Below are 15698 nucleotides of genomic sequence, written 5' to 3'. Positions count from 1 at the left end.
TCATCCGGCGGGGTTCGGAAGAACCGAACCCCCTCTTCCGGGGGAGTACGCCATTGTGGCTCTGACCTGCGAATTCGTACCGTCGATGGCATGAACAACAACGTGCTTGAGCTGGAGCGAGTCAGCCGGTCCTACGGCCGCGGCGAGCGTGCGGTGAACGCCTTGTGCGAGGTGGACGTCCAGGTGCCGGAGCGCTCGCTCACGGCGGTGATCGGGCCGTCCGGTTCGGGCAAGTCGACGTTTCTGCAGTGCGCCGCCGGTCTCGACCGGCCCACCTCCGGGGTGGTGCGTCTCGGAGGCCGGGTGATCAGCGAGATGAGCGAGCGAAGTCTGTCCCGGCTGCGGCGTACACAGGTCGGATTCGTCTTCCAGTCCTTCAATCTGCTGCCCGCGCTCACCGTGCAGCAGAACGTGCTGCTGCCGCTCCGCCTCGACGGGCGGCGCCGCGACCCGGCCCGCGCGCGGAAGCTGCTTGCCCGGGTCGGCCTGGACGGACGCGAGGAGGCCCGCCCCGGCGAGCTGTCAGGCGGGCAGCAGCAGCGGGTGGCGATCGCCCGTGCCCTGATCACCGAGCCCGAGGTTGTCTTCGCCGACGAGCCGACCGGGTCACTCGACCAGAAGACCGGCGCCGAGATCCTGAACCTGCTCCGTGAGGCGGTCGACCAACAGGGGGCGACCGTCGTGCTGGTCACGCACGACCCCGCGGTGACAGAGCGGGCGGACCGGGTGCTGCGGCTCGCCGAGGGACGGCTGGTTCACGACACCGGGGCTGGAGCGGCCTCAGCCAACGGCATCACACGTTCCCCCGCAGCTGCAGCAGTGAAGGGGCAGATCCGATGAGCATCCTGCGTCCTGCCGGCCTCGCCGTCGCGGCGATCCGCTCCCGCCCGTCCGCGCTGGCGGGCACCTTCGCGGCTTTCGTACTCACCGGGACCGTGGTCACCGCGAGCGTCGGGATGACGGTCTCGGCGTCATCTGTACCGCCGGGGGCCGATGCGGTCTCCCGCGGGCAGCTTGCCGAGCTGTCCGACATGGGCATCGCCTTCGCCAACATGATGGCGTATCTGGCGATCTTCGTGATCGGTCAGGTGCTGGCGCTCGCGGTGGCCCAGCGCGCGCGGGAGAGCGCGCTGCTGCGCGCGATCGGCGCCGAGCCCAAGCAGGTCCGCCGGATGGTCGCCGCCGAGGCGATCGGTGCCGCGCTCGCCGCGCTGCCCGTCAGTTACGGGCTCGGGACGCTGCTCGGCCGCGCCTGGCTGGATGTCATGGTCACGAACGGCATGGCACCGGCCGGTGTCTCCTTCAGGCTCGGCTGGCAGTCGCTGGTCACCACGGCCTCGGTGCTGGTGGTCTGCGCATATCTCGGCAGTCTGCTCGCCGCCTGGCGAGCTTCGCGCACCCGGCCGGCAGCGGCGCTCGCCGCGTCTGTGGTCCAGGGCGGTGCGCGTACGGGCCCGGTCCGGGCGACGGCGTCTCTGGTCGCCCTGGCCGGTGCGGTCGTGATGACCGTGGTCGCGGCCGTGGGCCCGGCCGAGGAAGCGGGCGAGCTGATCCCGGTGGTGGTGCTCGGCTACCTGGTCGCGATCGGTCTCGCCGGGCCGTGGATCGGCCGGTGCGCGATCGCGCTGTGCGCTCCTGTGCTGCGGACGTTCGGTAGAGCGCCCGGGGAGCTGGCGGAGGCTGGCACGCGGGCCAGGGTGCGCCGGTTGTCCGCGGCGATCACGCCGGTCGCGCTGGTCACGGCGTTTGGAGTGGTCAAGCTGTCCTCGTTTACCGGGACCGGGGAAGGGGGCGGGGACTGGGGCGAGATCTTCGGCACGCTGCTGTACGTCGGCTTCGCCGCGCTGGTTGCCGCCAACACCCTGGTGATGCTGGGCCTGGAGCGGCTTCGCGAGTTCTCGCTGCTGCGCGTGATTGGCGCGGAGCGGTGGCAGATCGTGCGGACGGTCGCGACCGAGGGCGCGATCGTCACGGTGGCCGGGGTCGGCTCGGGGGTGGTCGTGGGCTGCGCGGTGATGGTGCCGCTCGGCGCCATAGTCGGAGCACCGCTGAGCGGGGTGCCGGTCTGGTCCTGGCTCGCTGTCGCGCTGTGCGGCGCAGTGCTGGTCGGCCTCTCCTCGGGTGCGCCGCTGCTGCGGATGCTGCGGGTGCGTCCGATGGACGGCCTGACCCGCCACAGCAATTGACGGCTCGCCAGGAGGGTGGCCGGCAACAATTGGAGCCGCTGCGCGGCCGCGTGCCACGAGGAGAGACGACCATGAATCCCCCACCCCACCGGCAGTCCCCCGCCCCCTCGGGGCAGCGGCGCCCGCAGGTGCGGCGCCTGCTCCGTACGGTCCTCGGCACGCCGCGCGAGGCCGCGTACACGCTGCTCGCCCCGCTGCCCGGGATCCTCTGCGGGACCGTGTTGCTGACGCTGCTCGCCACGGGTGTGCTCGGAGTGGTTGTCCTGGTCGGCCCGGTACTGCTGATCGGAGTGCCGTTCGTGGCGCGCGCCACTGGGGCCGTGCACCGCGCGCTGCTCGGCAGACTCCTGGGCGAACGGATCCAGCCGCCGCCGGGCCGGCCCCGTTCGTTTGGCGGCCTGTTGGCCCGCGCCCGCGCCGCGCTGACCGACGCCGACGGCTGGCGCGCGGCCGCCTTCACCCTCGCCTTCCTGCCGGTCGCGGCGCTCCTGCTCCTGGTGTCCATGACGATCCGCCTGTTCGGACTCATCGCGCTGAGCTATCCGCTGTGGTGGTGGCTGGTCGAGTCGGACGACGGTCGGCGCGGTCTCGGATTCGGCGGCATCCAGCTCGACAACTGGCCGGCCGCGCTCCTGACCGGCCTGGCCGGCCTCCTGCCGATGGCGCTCGCCACCTGGTGCACCCGGTGGCTGCTCGACCTGGCCGTGCGGCCGATGGCCCGATCCCTGCTCGGGACCGGCCGCCTTGAAGCCCGCGTCCATATCCTCGAGGACACCCGCGCGCTCGCCGTCAAGGACTCCGCCGCCACCCTCCGCCGGATCGAGCGCGACCTGCACGACGGCGCCCAGGCGCGGATGATCGCGGTGGCGATGCTGCTCGCCCGGGCACGCGAGCGGCTGGCCCTGGTGCCTGGCGTGGAGCCCGAACTCGCCTCCGGGCGCGAGCTGGTGGACACCGCCCTTGCCGAGTCCAAGACCGCGATCGGCGAACTACGCGAACTCATCCGCGGCATCCACCCGCCGGCCCTCAACGACGGTCTCGACGTGGCCCTGGAGACCTTGACCGCGCGGGCCGGGATCCCCGCCACGGCACAGACCGAGGTGCCCCTACCGCTGCCGGAAGCGATCGAGTCGATCGCCTACTTCTGCGCGGCCGAGCTGCTCGCCAACGCCACCCGGCATTCCGGAGCCACCGCCGTCCATGTCGGCGCACGCATCGAGACCGCACGGGGCGAGACTGCGCCCACCGAGACCGTCCCCGCCGAAGCCGTACTCCGCCTCACCGTCGAGGACGACGGCCACGGCGGCGCGCACCTGCCCCGGGAGGGCACGGCACGGGGTACTGGCGGAACCGGGCTCGCCGGCCTCGCCGAACGGATCAGTACCGTGGACGGACAACTGCTGATCGAAAGTCCCGACGGCGGCCCCACCACCGTTACCGTCGAGCTGCCGTTCTCCGCCGAGGGTCCGACGCCGAGTCGGACGTCTTGAAGTGGGTACCGGAGCCAAGGGAGAGCGCATGCCACCCACCGCACCGCTGCGGATCGTCGTCGCCGAGGACGCGGCCGTCGTCCGCGAGGGCCTGGTGCAGCTCCTGCGCGACCGTGGTATGGACGTGGTCGCCGCCGTCGGCGACGCCGATGCCCTGGTGGCCGCCGTCGAGGAGCAGCGCCCGGACGCCGTGGTCGCCGACATCCGGATGCCGCCGACCCACCGCGACGACGGCCTGCGCGCCGCGCTGAAACTCCGCGAGCGCCATCCGGACCTGGGCGTTCTGCTCTTCTCCCAGTACGTCGAGACCCGCTACGCCGACAGGCTCGCGGCGGTCGGCCTTGCCGGACTCGGCTACCTGCTCAAGGAACGCGTCGTGGACATCGACGAGTTCGTCGCCGCGCTGCACAGGGTTGCCGGCGGCGGCACGGCGCTCGATCCGGAGGTGGTCTCCCAACTCCTGGCCGCGCGCCGCACAGCCGAGGCACTGTCGCCGCTCACCGGGCGGGAGCGCGAGGTGTTGTCCGCCATGGCCGAGGGCCGCACCAACGCTGGGATCGCGGACGCGCTCGGCGTCTCCCGCCGGGCGGTGGAGAAGCACACCGCCGCAATCTTCGACAAGCTGGGCCTGCCCCGCACCGACGCCCAGCACCGGCGCGTCCTCGCGGTCCTGCACTATCTCGACCGGCTCGGCTGAACTCAACGCGGTCGACGAGGCAGTGCGCGACTGCGCCGCCGTGCTCGGTTACGTGAGCCGCCCGCGGACAGCTGGCCTGCACCGGCTGGAGCACGCCGCCCGCCGTGTAGCCGCACCCACCCCACCTGTCACGTGGGGTGATGCTCAGGGATGGAATCGGCGATCACCTCACGCACCGTCAGTCCGCCTGGCCCCTTCGCGCGCGAATCACGCCGACGCCCGCGGAACGGGATCGGCTGGGCCGTCCGGCTCGGCACCATCCGCTACTTGGGCACCTTCCTGGAGAACCCCGAGGAGGTGCCCGCCGTGGTGGTCGGCTATGTCGCCGAGCAGCTCGGCCTGGACCCCGGGGAGCTCGCCGGGTACGGCGCCGGTGAGGCCCGGTGGGACCACCACGACCAGATCCGTAAGGAGTACGGGTACATGAAGTTCGAGTTCGACCAGTGGTTCGCGCTCGCCCGCTGGATGTACCAGCGCGCATGGATCGGCAACGAGCGCCCCACCCTGCTGTTCGACCTCGCGACCAAGCGCCTGGTGGACAAGAAGGTGGTGCAGCCCGGGGTGACCGTGCTGGAGTGCCTGGTCTCCGGCACCCGCGAGCGCGCCGGGAAGCGGCTGTGGGCCACGCTCGCCGCCGCCCCAACCCCCGAGCAGGCCGCACGTCTGCAGCAGCTGGTCGTCGTGCCCGCCGGCAGGCGCCTCTCGGAGCTGGACCGCCTGCGCCGCTCGCCGCGCGACATCTCCGCCAGCGGGGTGGGCAAAGCGCTGGAGCGTTACGAATCCCTGCACGCCTTCGGCGGATCCGCGTGGAATCTGGACGCGATACCGCCGGGACGGCTGCACGCCCTGGTGCGGTTCGCCGAGGCCGCCCGCGCCCAGGCCGTCTCCGACCTCGCCGGAGACCGGCGCCTGGCCACCCTGGTGGCCTTCGCCGCGGTCAAGCCGCAGCTCGCCGCCGACGAGGCGATCGAGGTCTTCGATCTGGTGATGGGCGACATCATCCGCAGCTCCGCCACCAAGACGACCAAAAGCAGCGGCTGCGGACGCTGAAGGACCTGGACGCCGCCGCGATCGAGCTGCGCAAAGCCTGGCTGGCCACCTGCACCACGGCCGCTGATCCCGAGGGCGACATACGCGCGATGCTCGACGCGATGGACGTCGGCCCCGTCCACGCGGCGGCCGACACCGTCAAGGTCCTCGCCCAGCAGCCCGACGACGGCGCCGAGCAGATGCTCGCCGCCCGCTACAACACGATCGCCCGCTTCCTGCTCGGCCTGCTCAAGACGTTCACCTTCGAGGCCAGCCCGGCGGGCGAACCGGTGCTGGACGCGATCGGCTTCGTGAAGTCCCTCAAGGGCCGCCGCCACCCGATCCAGGCGTGGGAGGCCCCCGCCAAGGTCCTCACCTCGGCCTGGCGGCACCTGGTCGTCCCGCCGCCGCCGATGCCCGTGGGCAGCGTCGAGAAGTTCACGGCTCGGCATGAGCGCCGCTCGGTTCAGGAGACCCCAGCCATAAAACTGGGGGTTCGCCAGCTCGATACGATCTGCCTTCCACGCCACGGCAAGGTCTATCAGTGCATCCAAGGCATCGAGATTGTGCCGGTGCAAAACTGGGCTGTGACGAGTGCGGCGCCGTCCCGTTTGGCCTCAAAGGCCGGGTGGCCGGCAAGTTCGTCGGACCGGCGGGCATTGGCATGCTGTATGGACAGCTGCACGCTGTGCAGCCCGGTGTCCACCAGGGCATCTAGCCGTTCAGCCTACAGACCCACTCCGCTGGTGACCAACTGGGTGTACAGCCCTGCCCCCACCGCGGAGCCGGTTATCTGCTCAAGGTCTTTACGTAGCAGGGGTTCGCCGCCGGAGAGGTGGGTTTGCAGGACGCCGAGTTCTGCTGCCTGGTGGAAGATGTCAGCCCATTGGCTGGCTGTGAGTTCCCGCGACCGGCGGGTCAGTTCCAAAGGGTTCGAGCAGTAGCCACAGTGCAAAGGACAGGCATGGGTGAGTTCGGAGAGCAGTGCCAAGGGCGGAGTGGGAGCGCTCATCGCAGGCAACCTTCTGTATGGAGCTTGTTCAGAAACGAGATGACGTCGTCGCGAATCGTGTTCGGGACAGGAGCCGGCGCGAGAATAGTGATGATCTCCTCCACGGTGCGGGTGCCATCCACGAGCTCGAGGACGGCGCGTCCAGAGCCGTGCAAAACGATGACGCGTTCAGGGAGAAGCAGGACGCTGGTGTTGCGCACCTCGTCGTGACGCAGAAGGGCGGCAGTCGGTAGGCGGGGACGCCAGGTGGATGGGTCATGCATTGCGGTGGTCCTGACTTCCGACTCCTTGAACGCTGTCAAGCAAGCTCCACAGGACATCGCACTTGAAGGACAGCGCGGCCAGTGCCTGATCTTGCTGTTCGCACGTAACTGCCCACTCGCGTACCCAGCCCAGGGCTTCGCTTCCGTCGCGGCCCTGGGGGACGCGGCCACGGAAATAGACCAGGCCGGACGCCCCCGCGGCCGCCGGCCCGTACGCCCCGAAGGGCATCGAGGACCCGCCGGGCCGGTCATGGGCGGCAGGCCGGCGACGCGCTGGGAGTGGACGTCAGCGTGTGAAAGAACTATTCGAACTGGATCCAGAGCTGGCGGGGTGCGGGGACGACCTGTTGCGCTCGGCTCGTTCCGCAGCGAGGACGCTTTCCAGCACAGCGGGAAATCGTCGCAGAGCCTCTTTTCTCAGAGTCACGTAGCAGCGCGTGCCCTCCATCCGTTGCCAAGTGAGTCCCGCCTCACGAAGGGTCTTCATGTGGTGACTGAACGTGGACTGAGCGATTCGAACGGTGAAGTCTGTGCGCACATGCTCGTTGCCGTCCGCCAGGACGCCCATGACGTGCAGGCGGACAGGATCACCCAGAGCCGAGAGCACTGCGGCGAGGGTGACCTCTTCGAGGTCGGGGTGGCTTACTTCCTTGGGCACAGTGGGAAAGCATACATCGATAATCGACGATTTTCGATGTAGTGTCCTCTCGAAGACACCCGACTGTGCTGATGTTTGCCGGCCGGCCGTGTCCTGACGCCAGCCGTACAGCAAGAGGAAGACGCCTCATGGAACACCAGCCCGCCCGACCCCTTCATAACCGCGTCGTCATCGTCACCGGAGCCGGTACGGGGATCGGCCGGGCAACGGCGGTCGCGATGGCCGAAGCGGGGGCGCACGTCCTTGGTGTGGGGCGACGCCAGGTGGCCCTGGAGGAGACTGCCGCCATGCACCCCGGCATCGCGACTCTCGCCACGGACCTGCGCGTGGAGCATGCCCCTGAGCTGATCATCGGTACGGCGATCGACCGATGGAACCAGCTTGACGTGGTGGTGAACAACGCCGGCGCCACCGCACGTGTCTCGTTGGACGAGGTGACACGTTCGCGCATCACCGACCTGTTCGACCTCAACGTGATCGCACCCACCATGCTCGCCCAAGCAGCGTTGCCTCACCTGCGCCGCAGCAAGGGCTCGATCATCAACATCTCCAGCACCTACGGCCATCGCCCCCACCCAGGCGGTGCCCACTATGGGGCGACCAAGGCCGCCCTGGAACAGCTGACGCGGACCTGGGCCGTCGAGCTGGCCCAGGACGGGATCAGAGTGAATGCCATTGCTCCCGGGCCGACTGAGAGCGAGGCTCTGTCCGTCAGCGGGCTCACAGCGGAGGAGGTGATGAAGGTCAAGAAGGAGCAGGCATCCCGGATTCCTCTGGGAAGGAGGGGAGAGCCGGAGGAAGTCGCGTCCTGGATCGTCCGCTTCGCAGATCCCACTGCAACGTGGCTGACGGGCCAGGTTCTCACGATCGACGGAGGCCTCGAACTGATCTGAATACGCTTTTCCGGTGATCCACCGGGCATCAGGCACCAGCAGAGATGCGACGGCTGCCGCGATCTCGTCGGCCTCGCCCATCCCTCCGAGCGCGACACCCATGCTGGAAGCATGCCGTCGGTGAGCATCTGCTCGCTCCCGTGTGACGCGGAACGCGGCGACCACGCCGGCTGCCGGCCGTCGTCCGTCCAGCCCGGCGTGCGGACCGGTCCGGGCGACATCCCTGGCCCCGGGATGCCACAGGTCGCTAACCTCTCCGGCACGTGGCCGGCGACCATATGAAGGCCGGTCGCGGTAAGAGAGGTTGGTCAGCTCGGCCGTGTGGTGCTCCGTGTCGGGTTCGTACATGTCCCAGGTTGCCGCCGCCACTGCCGCCTCGAGCGCAGGGTCACCGGCTGTTGAGAAGGAGCCGAAGTCCAAGGTCGCTGCCGGGACTGCGGCGTCGACGACCCGGATGTTGGACGGGACCAGATCACCGTGGACGGCGGTTCAGAGGTCGTCGGCAGGGCTCGCAGCGATTCAGTGGTCCCACTGGACCGGTCAGGACAACCGGGTCACCGCAGCGGTGAGCACGTTCCGGTGGTCGCGGGCGGCACGCTCGGCCGGAGCGGCCAGTGCCTCGGGGAGCGGGTGTGACCGTCTCGCAGGGGGCGGTCGTCGCCCTGCACGGTCAGCCGCCGCGTCCCGGGCGATCCCGGCACAGACGCCACATGCCCGGCCGCACAGTGAGTGCTCGGCCGGTCCCACACTACGATCAGGGCTTTCAGCAGATGGTGGGCGTCGTCCAGCAGACGCGATGGAGTCACTCTCGGCGAGAGAGCGGCGTCCGGCTGGCCACGTGCGCGTCGAACCGCTGCTGTTCCAGCAGGTTCCGGCCGAGACAGAGCGAAGAAGTTGGCGGACGAGGCCCGGCGCGGTCTGACCGCCCTGGTGGGGGCCGATGTCAACCCGTACGGCACCTTCCGCCCGGACCAGCGGGGGCGAGCCGCCTCCCTGGCTTTCAGCGTGCAGGTACGTATGCCGTTGGACGCTTTTGTGCCTGTGTGAGCCGGGGCGGCTGGCACTAGCCGCCCCGGCTGATCCCACCAGCTATTGCACGGCAGTGGAGTTCGCCAGCCACCGTGACCGCCGGTAGTTCCGTCGAGGTCAGATGCCCACCGGGTAGCGGCTGGTGATGGCGACGCGGTTGAAGGCGTTCATCACGGTTGCCAGCCAGGCGACTGCCGAGATCTGGTCTGCTGTGAGTATGTCCGCGGCGGCGTTGAAGTCCTCGTCACTGACGTGTCCGTCCGGCACGCGTGTGATCGCCTCGGTGAGGCGCAGGGCGGCGCGGTCGGTGTCGGAGAAGTAGCCGGTCTCTGCCCATGCGGGCAGCACCGCGATCCGGTCAGGGTTCTCGCCCTTCTTGAGGGCGTCGTTCGTGTGCATGCGCAGGCAGAACGCGCAGCCGTTGATCTGGGAGGTGCGGATCCTCAGCAGTTCGACCAGAAGGGGGTCCAGGCCCGCTGCGGTGGTGGCCTTCTCCACCTCCGCCGACAGGGCGATGAGGGTCTTGTAGGCGGCCGGGTGCTGCTCGCCGATGTTGACGCGCTGGGGGTCGGTCATGGTTCCTTTTGCTTCCTTCGTGCGGTGCGCGCTGCGCTTGTCGGGCACGTCTTGGTGGTGGATGGGAGCGTGCTCCGGCGGGGCCGGAGTTCGTGAAGGGTGTTGCCGCCCCTCTGCATGCCCCCGGGGGTTACGACTTCGGGTCTTCGACCTTGAGGTTGGCCCCGGTGTCGGAGACGAAGACGACCAGGATCTTTGCCGGCTTGGTCCGGCTGACGTTCTCGGTGAGGACATGGTGGGCGCCCGGCTGCTCGACCCAGTTCTCGCCCTGGTGGTAGGTGGTCACGGGCTTGTCGTCGAGCCTGCTGCGCACGGTGCCTTCGAGGACGTAGGCGTAGACGAACGCCTGGCCGTGCCGGTGCGGCAGCGCGCTTGCGCTGGGCGGGAAGGCGACGATCGCTGAGGTGAAGGTCTTGCCCTTCACATTCGCAAGCGCCTGTTGCAGCAGTGGTGTGAAGGTTTCGACGGAGTGCCTCGATGCGGCGACCGTCGTCGGCGCGCTGGCGTGGGCGGGCTGGTCGGAGGCCGAGCAGGCCGTGGCCCCTGTCAGTGTGGCAGCAGCCAGCAGGCCGGCGGCGGTTCGCATTCTTATCACAATGGGTCTCTCGATTCAGTCTTCCGTGATGCGGATGATCGTCTTGCCTGGGGTACGCGTGCCGGGGGCGAACGCGGTGGGTGCTTCGGCGAGCGGCTGCACAGCACCGACGAATGGCTGGAGCCGGCCGTCCCTCAGCCGCGTGGCGAGCTCGGCGAGCCGTTCGCGGTCGGGTTCGACGACGAAGAAGACCGCCCGGCCGTCCTTGGGCTGGACCTTGGGCGGCATGACGATGCTGACCAGCGTGCCGCCGGCTCGGACCAGGGTGGCCGAGCGGTCGAGGATGTCACCGCCGATCACGTCGAACACGACGTCGACCTCGCCGGCGTGCTCCAGCTTCTCGGCCTGCAGGTCGATGAAGGTGTCTACCCCGAGGGCGAGTGCCCTGTCCCGGTCGGAGGCCCGGCCGGTGCCGATGACGCGGGCGCCGGCCTCGCGGGCGAGCTGCACGGCAATCGAGCCGACGCCGCCCGCAGCACCGTGGATGAGGACGGTCTGGCCCGTGGTGAGGCCGCCGTGGTCGAAGAGGCCCTGCCAGGCGGTCAGTCCGGAGATGGGCAGTGCGGTGGCCACGGTGTGGTCGATGTCCGCCGGCAGCGGGGCGAGGTTGCGGGCCTCCACCGCGACGTACTCGGCGAGGGTGCCGTTACGGGTCCAGTCAGCCAGGCCGAACACTCTCTGTCCGACACTCAGGCCGGTGGTGCCGTACCCCAGCTCCGCGACGACACCGGACAGCTCGTGCCCGGGCACACTCGGCGTCCGGTCGCGGCCGGCGCGATCGGTCCACGTTGCGGGCCAGTCCAGTTCGCCACGGGTGAAGCCGGCGGCGTGCACGCGCACGATGACGTCGTTCTCGGCCGCATGGGGGTAGGGCATGTCCGTCAGGGACATACCGGCAAGACCGGCGTCACGGTCTCGCACAGTGATGGCTTGCATGCTGATCCTTACTGGGAGAGGCGGTGGCGAGCGCACAGTGCACTCGCGCGCAGGGCTCATGGCGGCTGCAGGGGGATGTATGCCGTTCTGCATGATCGATCTCACCTGCTCGCGCGTATTCCTTCGTCGCCCGTTATGCGTTCTCAGCAGGGAGACGAGATAGCCCCGCCGCGTGTGACAGCTCAGACGCGCGCGAGTTTCTCGGGGTTCATGACCCGGCGGTACGCGGTGATCAGACCGTCTGTGATCTGCACCGTGTCGACGGAGTAGATGCGGCCTTGCCGGTGGAAGACGAGGGCCAGCTCGCCGCCGACCTCCGCGAAGTCGATGCGGTCGGGGCGCCACTGGCGCCCCGTACGCACCATGACCTCGGCGACGCGCCCGCCGCCGTGAATGAGCTTGCGTGCCGCCAAGACCTTGCCGCCGCCGTCGGTGACGTAGACCGCGTCCGGGTGCAGGAGCCTGACCAGGCCGGCCAGGTCCCCGGCCTCGTAGGCGTCGCGGAAGACCGTAAGGACCCGTTCCCGCTCGGCCTTTGATGCCTGAGGCGTGGACTGCTTCGCCTTGGCCACCCTCCGTCGTGCCCGTGAGGCGAGCTGCCGGGCACCGGGCACGGAGACGTCCAGCACTTCGGCGATCTTGCCGAATTCAAGACCGAAGACGTCATGGAGGACGAAGGCCACCCGTTCCGGTGGGGACAGCTCCTCCATGATCAGGAGCATCGCCGACGTGACCGATTCGTCGACGAGTACCGGCTGCGACGCGTCCGGCCCCGTCAGCAGCGGTTCCGGGAGCCACGGTCCGACATAGGTCTCCCGGCGGAAACGGGCACTCTTGAGGATGTCGTACGACCGCCGCGCGGCCACCGTCACCAGCCAGGCCCGCAGATCGCCGATGTCCTGCAGATCTGCTCCGGCCGCGCGCAGCCACACGTCCTGGGTCACGTCCTCGGCATCGGCCACGCTCCCCAGCAGCCGGTAGGCGACGCCGAACACCGCGGGCCGGTGCCTCTCCCATTCGGCTCCGAGCAGGTCCTCCTGCCCAGACCGTCCGGGCCCGTACCCGTCACCCATACGGATCGCAACCTCCTCCAGCCTGCGGAGCCAGCGTAGAGCCGAGCTCAGGAAATCCGCTCTGACACGGCGGTCGTAAGTCGTGGGTCGAGCTGCTCTGGGGCTGGTGTCGGCGTACGGCGGTGTTTCCTGGTGAAGGCACTCTCACTGGGGCAACACCACCCGGAACCGACTCGCCGGGGGATGCTCAGCAGCGGGTCAGCTCGCTGTGAGGCTCGCCTTTCCCGGCCGTCCGTGTCAGGTCTCCGGTCGGCCGGCGAGCACGCGATCGTCCGGCGTGGAGGGCCGCACCCAAGGACAGCGCCCCGACGAAGCCGACGTACAGGTAGCCCGTGACCTCCAGCCCCCATGAGGGCGCCGCGACCCCGGCCGCGAGGGACGGAAGACTCAACGCCGTATAGCTGATCACGTAGACGGCCGAGAAAACCTCCGAGCGCGACTTCGCGGTGGTGACCGCGCTGATGGCGCGAAGGCTCCCGTTGAACGTCAGGCCGACGCCCAGCCCTGCGACGACTGATCCGCCCACGTATACGGCCGCCGACGCAACAGCGATGGCCAGCGCCAGTCCGAACGCGCCCAGCGTCAGGAGAGCCGCCCCTAGCGACGTGGCGTGCCGTGCCGTCTGCCGAACGGAGCAGAAGGCGCCCACGCTGTTGGCCAGAAACAGCGCCGCGATGCTGAGCCCGCCCGCAGCGCCGAACCGCACATGTAGGACGTTGCTCACCAGGGAGGGAGTGAGCGAGAGGAACAGACCCGTCACGGCCCACCCCGCGACAAGCGCGGGAACCGAGGCGAGGAACGCCGGCCGGACCTCCCGAGGGACCCGGACCCTTGGTCGCAACGACGCCGGTCGAAACGCTTGAGGGGCGGGTGGCTCGGGGATCCGGAGGACGACCGCGGAAAGAACGACGAAGGTCAGCGTAAGGACCGGAAAGACATACGCGTCGGGACGTGAAGTCGACTGCACCAGCAACCCCACGACTCCGGCACCGGTGGCCATGCCGATACTCGTGCCCACCGCTGTCATCGTCGGCCCCAGCTGCGGACGTCGCACAGGTGAGAGGTCGACCAGTCCGGCGGCAAGAGCGCCCGTGGCCGTCCCCGTGGCGATGCCCTGGACCACCCGGGCGATCAGGAGGGAGACGATGCCGTCGGCCGTCCAGAAGATGGCCGTGCTGGTCGCCGCCACCAGAAGGGCGGCAACCAGCACGGGGCGGCGCCCGAGGTGGTCGCTCAGCGATCCGAGCGTCAGCAACGCACCGAGCAGACCGACGACATACACCGCGAAGACCACCGTCAGCATCGTGACCGACAGGCCCCAGCGCTCCCGGTACAGCGGGTAGATCGGCGACGGTGCGCTTGCCGTGGCCATCATCACCACATTGGCACCGAAGAGCACGGCGAAGCCCGCACCTCGTCCGAGACGACGCCCGCCGTGAGAGCTACTCACACGTTTCATCACGTTGCCTCTTCTGGCGTCCTGATCAGCTCGGCCAGGGAGCGCCCAGCATGCGCTCGACCGTGGTGGTGCGGCGGAAGCCGGGAACGAAGTGCTCCAGCACATCGGCATTCACGGTTCCGTTCGTGGTCTCGGGGCGGTGCTTGAGACCGTCGACGTAGGCCTGCAGGAACTCGTTCTTGAAGTCGCCCCGCGGATGGGTGGCGGTGATCTCATCCACCTGGCTGCGGTCCAGCTCGTCCAGACCGAAGCCGAGCACGTCGGTCAGAACCCCGAAGTACGTGATGGCGACCTCCGGGCCCATCCGGTTGGGAATTCCCGGGGTCGTGTGCAGCGCGATCGCCGTCCACACCACGTCGGCGGCCGTGGCCGGGAAACCACGGTCGAGCATGAACTTGCGGGCGTGGTCGGCTCCATCGACCTCGAAGCGCTGCTCTGCGCCGGAAAACGGCGTCAACAGGCCCGTGTCGTGGAACATGGCGGACAGGTAGAGAAGCTCCGGGTCGGGGTCCAGGCCAAGCCGGTGAGCATGAATGGCGCCGAAGACGAAAACGCGCCGGGAGTGGTGGTAGATGAGAGGGCTGGTCATCTCCTGCATGACACGGGTGGCCTCGGCGACTGCCGCCGTTTCAGGAATTTCTACCCCCGCGATGATCTCGCTCATGACCTCTGCTCCTTCGGATATCGGTGTGTTACGAATGGACGGTGCATCCGTCTTCCACACTGCCAACCACCCGTCGTCCGGCGCTCCCTCGGTCCGGCCATGAGTCACCCGAATCCGGACAGGCAGGCGGCGGCATCGGGGGCTCCGCCACGCATCGGGTCGCGATCCTCGTCTACGACGGGGTCAAACTTCTGGACGTCGTCGGCCCCGCGGAGGTATTCGGGGAAGCGAACCGGCTCGGTGCCAACTACACGATCGTGCTGGTGTCACCGACCGGTGCCGATGTCACCTCGTCCATCGGGATCCGGATCGCGGTCGACGACGACGCCGCCACGGAGCCTGCTCCCGACACGTTTCTGGTGGCCGGCGCAGACCTCTACCCGCGCACACCTGTGCCCCGTGATCTGATCGAGGCCACGCGAACACTCTCACTCCGGGCCAGCCGTGTCGCGTCCATCTGCACCGGAGCCTTCATCCTCGGCGCCGCCGGCCTCCTGGACGGCAAGCGCGTGACCACACACTGGAAGGTCACGCACAAGCTCGCCGCCCGCTGTCGGGCCAGCCGCGTCGAACCCGACGCGATCTACGTCCGTGACGGCACCACCTACACCTCGGCGGGCGTGACCGCCGGCATCGACCTGGCACTGGCACTCATCGAGGAGGATCACGGCCCTGATCTCACCCGCGACGTCGCCCGCGCCTTGGTGGTCTATTTGCAGCGTTCGGGCGGCCAGTCGCAGTTCTCCGCCCCACTGCAGGGACCGCCGCCCCGATCTCCTGCCCTCCGTAGAGTCACCGACGTGATCACGGCGAATCCCGGGGGAAACCACTCACTTGGCGAACTCGCCAAGCACCTCAATGTGAGCCCTCGGCATCTCACGCGGCTCTTTCGCGAAGAACTCTCCACCACGCCGGCCCGGTACGTGGAAATGATCCGGTTCGACATGGCGAAAGCTCTACTCGACCAGGGGCATACCGCAACGCAGACGGCATCCCTTGCCGGATTCCCGAATTACGAGAGTATGCGGAGAGTTTTCGTGAGGGAATTGTCGCTCAGCCCCGCCGCCTATCAGCGCCGCTTCAGAACAGCGCGCCGGGACGACGAGGGGCAGTAGTAAGACGAAGCTGTCACTGCGTG

General features: G+C 69.0%; 15 protein-coding genes. 7 read left to right on the top strand and 8 right to left on the bottom strand.

Features of this window, described 5'->3' with window-relative positions; translation table 11 throughout:
- The first annotated feature begins 90 nt into the window (after positions 1-90).
- The 5 genes from ACFU97_RS28490 to ACFU97_RS28470 all read left to right on the top strand — a co-directional run bounded on the left by ACFU97_RS28490 (position 91) and on the right by ACFU97_RS28470 (position 5423).
- The gene (locus tag ACFU97_RS28490; RefSeq protein WP_384261985.1) at positions 91-840 is read left to right on the top strand and encodes an ABC transporter ATP-binding protein; all 750 of its coding nucleotides are present in this window, start codon (positions 91-93) and stop codon (positions 838-840) included.
- On the top strand, positions 837-2186 hold the full coding sequence (locus tag ACFU97_RS28485; RefSeq protein WP_384261982.1) for an FtsX-like permease family protein: 1350 nt from the start codon (positions 837-839) through the stop codon (positions 2184-2186). Before ACFU97_RS28490 ends, ACFU97_RS28485 begins: the two co-directional genes overlap by 4 nt.
- 71 nt (positions 2187-2257) lie before the next feature.
- Positions 2258-3676: a sensor domain-containing protein gene (locus ACFU97_RS28480; RefSeq protein WP_384261979.1), complete on the top strand. Its 1419-nt coding sequence runs from the start codon at positions 2258-2260 to the stop codon at positions 3674-3676.
- A 28-nt stretch (positions 3677-3704) separates the two neighbouring features.
- Positions 3705-4373, top strand: a complete 669-nt coding sequence (locus tag ACFU97_RS28475; RefSeq protein ID WP_384261976.1) for a response regulator — start codon at positions 3705-3707, stop codon at positions 4371-4373.
- A gap of 150 nt (positions 4374-4523) precedes the next feature.
- The gene (locus tag ACFU97_RS28470) at positions 4524-5423 is read left to right on the top strand and encodes a DUF4158 domain-containing protein (protein WP_384261974.1); all 900 of its coding nucleotides are present in this window, start codon (positions 4524-4526) and stop codon (positions 5421-5423) included.
- 706 nt (positions 5424-6129) lie between these two features.
- On the opposite strand, the gene ACFU97_RS28465 is transcribed toward ACFU97_RS28470, so the two are convergent.
- Together ACFU97_RS28465 and pqqD are read right to left on the bottom strand one after the other, a co-directional pair.
- Positions 6130-6414 (bottom strand): radical SAM protein, encoded by a 285-nt coding sequence (locus tag ACFU97_RS28465; protein ID WP_384261972.1) that lies wholly within the window; start codon positions 6412-6414, stop codon positions 6130-6132.
- The gene (pqqD, locus tag ACFU97_RS28460) at positions 6411-6716 is read right to left on the bottom strand and encodes a pyrroloquinoline quinone biosynthesis peptide chaperone PqqD (RefSeq protein ID WP_384261969.1); all 306 of its coding nucleotides are present in this window, start codon (positions 6714-6716) and stop codon (positions 6411-6413) included. Before pqqD ends, ACFU97_RS28465 begins: the two co-directional genes overlap by 4 nt.
- Positions 6717-7463: 747 nt before the next feature.
- Here pqqD and ACFU97_RS28455 point away from each other — a divergent pair.
- Positions 7464-8228, top strand: coding sequence for an SDR family NAD(P)-dependent oxidoreductase (locus tag ACFU97_RS28455; protein ID WP_384261967.1), 765 nt, complete (start codon positions 7464-7466; stop codon positions 8226-8228).
- Positions 8229-9374: 1146 nt separating this feature from the next.
- Here the strand turns inward: ACFU97_RS28455 and ACFU97_RS28450 are convergent.
- From ACFU97_RS28450 to ACFU97_RS28425, 6 genes are all read right to left on the bottom strand, one after another.
- Positions 9375-9833, bottom strand: a complete 459-nt coding sequence (locus ACFU97_RS28450) for a carboxymuconolactone decarboxylase family protein (protein ID WP_384261965.1) — start codon at positions 9831-9833, stop codon at positions 9375-9377.
- 130 nt (positions 9834-9963) lie between these two features.
- Positions 9964-10419: a cupin domain-containing protein gene (locus ACFU97_RS28445; protein ID WP_384261963.1), complete on the bottom strand. Its 456-nt coding sequence runs from the start codon at positions 10417-10419 to the stop codon at positions 9964-9966.
- A gap of 24 nt (positions 10420-10443) precedes the next feature.
- Positions 10444-11364 (bottom strand): NADP-dependent oxidoreductase, encoded by a 921-nt coding sequence (locus ACFU97_RS28440; RefSeq protein WP_384261961.1) that lies wholly within the window; start codon positions 11362-11364, stop codon positions 10444-10446.
- A 182-nt stretch (positions 11365-11546) separates the two neighbouring features.
- Positions 11547-12437, bottom strand: coding sequence for an RNA polymerase sigma factor SigJ (sigJ, locus tag ACFU97_RS28435; RefSeq protein ID WP_384261959.1), 891 nt, complete (start codon positions 12435-12437; stop codon positions 11547-11549).
- A gap of 187 nt (positions 12438-12624) precedes the next feature.
- On the bottom strand, positions 12625-13836 hold the full coding sequence (locus ACFU97_RS28430; RefSeq protein WP_384261957.1) for an MFS transporter: 1212 nt from the start codon (positions 13834-13836) through the stop codon (positions 12625-12627).
- 85 nt (positions 13837-13921) lie between these two features.
- Positions 13922-14560 carry an HD domain-containing protein gene (locus ACFU97_RS28425; protein WP_384261955.1) on the bottom strand — a complete coding sequence of 213 codons (639 nt, stop codon included), beginning with the start codon at positions 14558-14560 and terminating at the stop codon, positions 13922-13924.
- Positions 14561-14694: 134 nt separating this feature from the next.
- Here ACFU97_RS28425 and ACFU97_RS28420 point away from each other — a divergent pair, with 134 nt between their 5' ends.
- Positions 14695-15675 (top strand): GlxA family transcriptional regulator, encoded by a 981-nt coding sequence (locus ACFU97_RS28420; protein WP_384262036.1) that lies wholly within the window; start codon positions 14695-14697, stop codon positions 15673-15675.
- The last annotated feature ends 23 nt before the right edge of the window (positions 15676-15698 follow it).

This window comes from Streptomyces sp. NPDC057616 (assembly GCF_042800575.1).
Taxonomy (GTDB): Bacteria; Actinomycetota; Actinomycetes; order Streptomycetales; family Streptomycetaceae; genus Streptomyces.
This window is presented reverse-complemented; position numbering and strand designations above follow the sequence as displayed.

Excerpts from the sequence above, each read along its gene's own strand:
- ACFU97_RS28490 (WP_384261985.1), top strand. The coding sequence starts at position 91 with ATGAACAACAACGTGCTTGAGCTGGAGCGAGTCAGCCGGTCCTACGGC.
- ACFU97_RS28485 (WP_384261982.1), top strand. The coding sequence starts at position 837 with ATGAGCATCCTGCGTCCTGCCGGCCTCGCCGTCGCGGCGATCCGCTCC.
- ACFU97_RS28480 (WP_384261979.1), top strand. The coding sequence starts at position 2,258 with ATGAATCCCCCACCCCACCGGCAGTCCCCCGCCCCCTCGGGGCAGCGG.
- ACFU97_RS28475 (WP_384261976.1), top strand. The coding sequence starts at position 3,705 with ATGCCACCCACCGCACCGCTGCGGATCGTCGTCGCCGAGGACGCGGCC.
- ACFU97_RS28470 (WP_384261974.1), top strand. The coding sequence starts at position 4,524 with ATGGAATCGGCGATCACCTCACGCACCGTCAGTCCGCCTGGCCCCTTC.
- ACFU97_RS28465 (WP_384261972.1), bottom strand. The coding sequence starts at position 6,414 with ATGAGCGCTCCCACTCCGCCCTTGGCACTGCTCTCCGAACTCACCCAT.
- ACFU97_RS28455 (WP_384261967.1), top strand. The coding sequence starts at position 7,464 with ATGGAACACCAGCCCGCCCGACCCCTTCATAACCGCGTCGTCATCGTC.
- ACFU97_RS28450 (WP_384261965.1), bottom strand. The coding sequence starts at position 9,833 with ATGACCGACCCCCAGCGCGTCAACATCGGCGAGCAGCACCCGGCCGCC.
- ACFU97_RS28445 (WP_384261963.1), bottom strand. The coding sequence starts at position 10,419 with ATGCGAACCGCCGCCGGCCTGCTGGCTGCTGCCACACTGACAGGGGCC.
- ACFU97_RS28440 (WP_384261961.1), bottom strand. The coding sequence starts at position 11,364 with ATGCAAGCCATCACTGTGCGAGACCGTGACGCCGGTCTTGCCGGTATG.
- sigJ (WP_384261959.1), bottom strand. The coding sequence starts at position 12,437 with ATGGGTGACGGGTACGGGCCCGGACGGTCTGGGCAGGAGGACCTGCTC.
- ACFU97_RS28425 (WP_384261955.1), bottom strand. The coding sequence starts at position 14,560 with ATGAGCGAGATCATCGCGGGGGTAGAAATTCCTGAAACGGCGGCAGTC.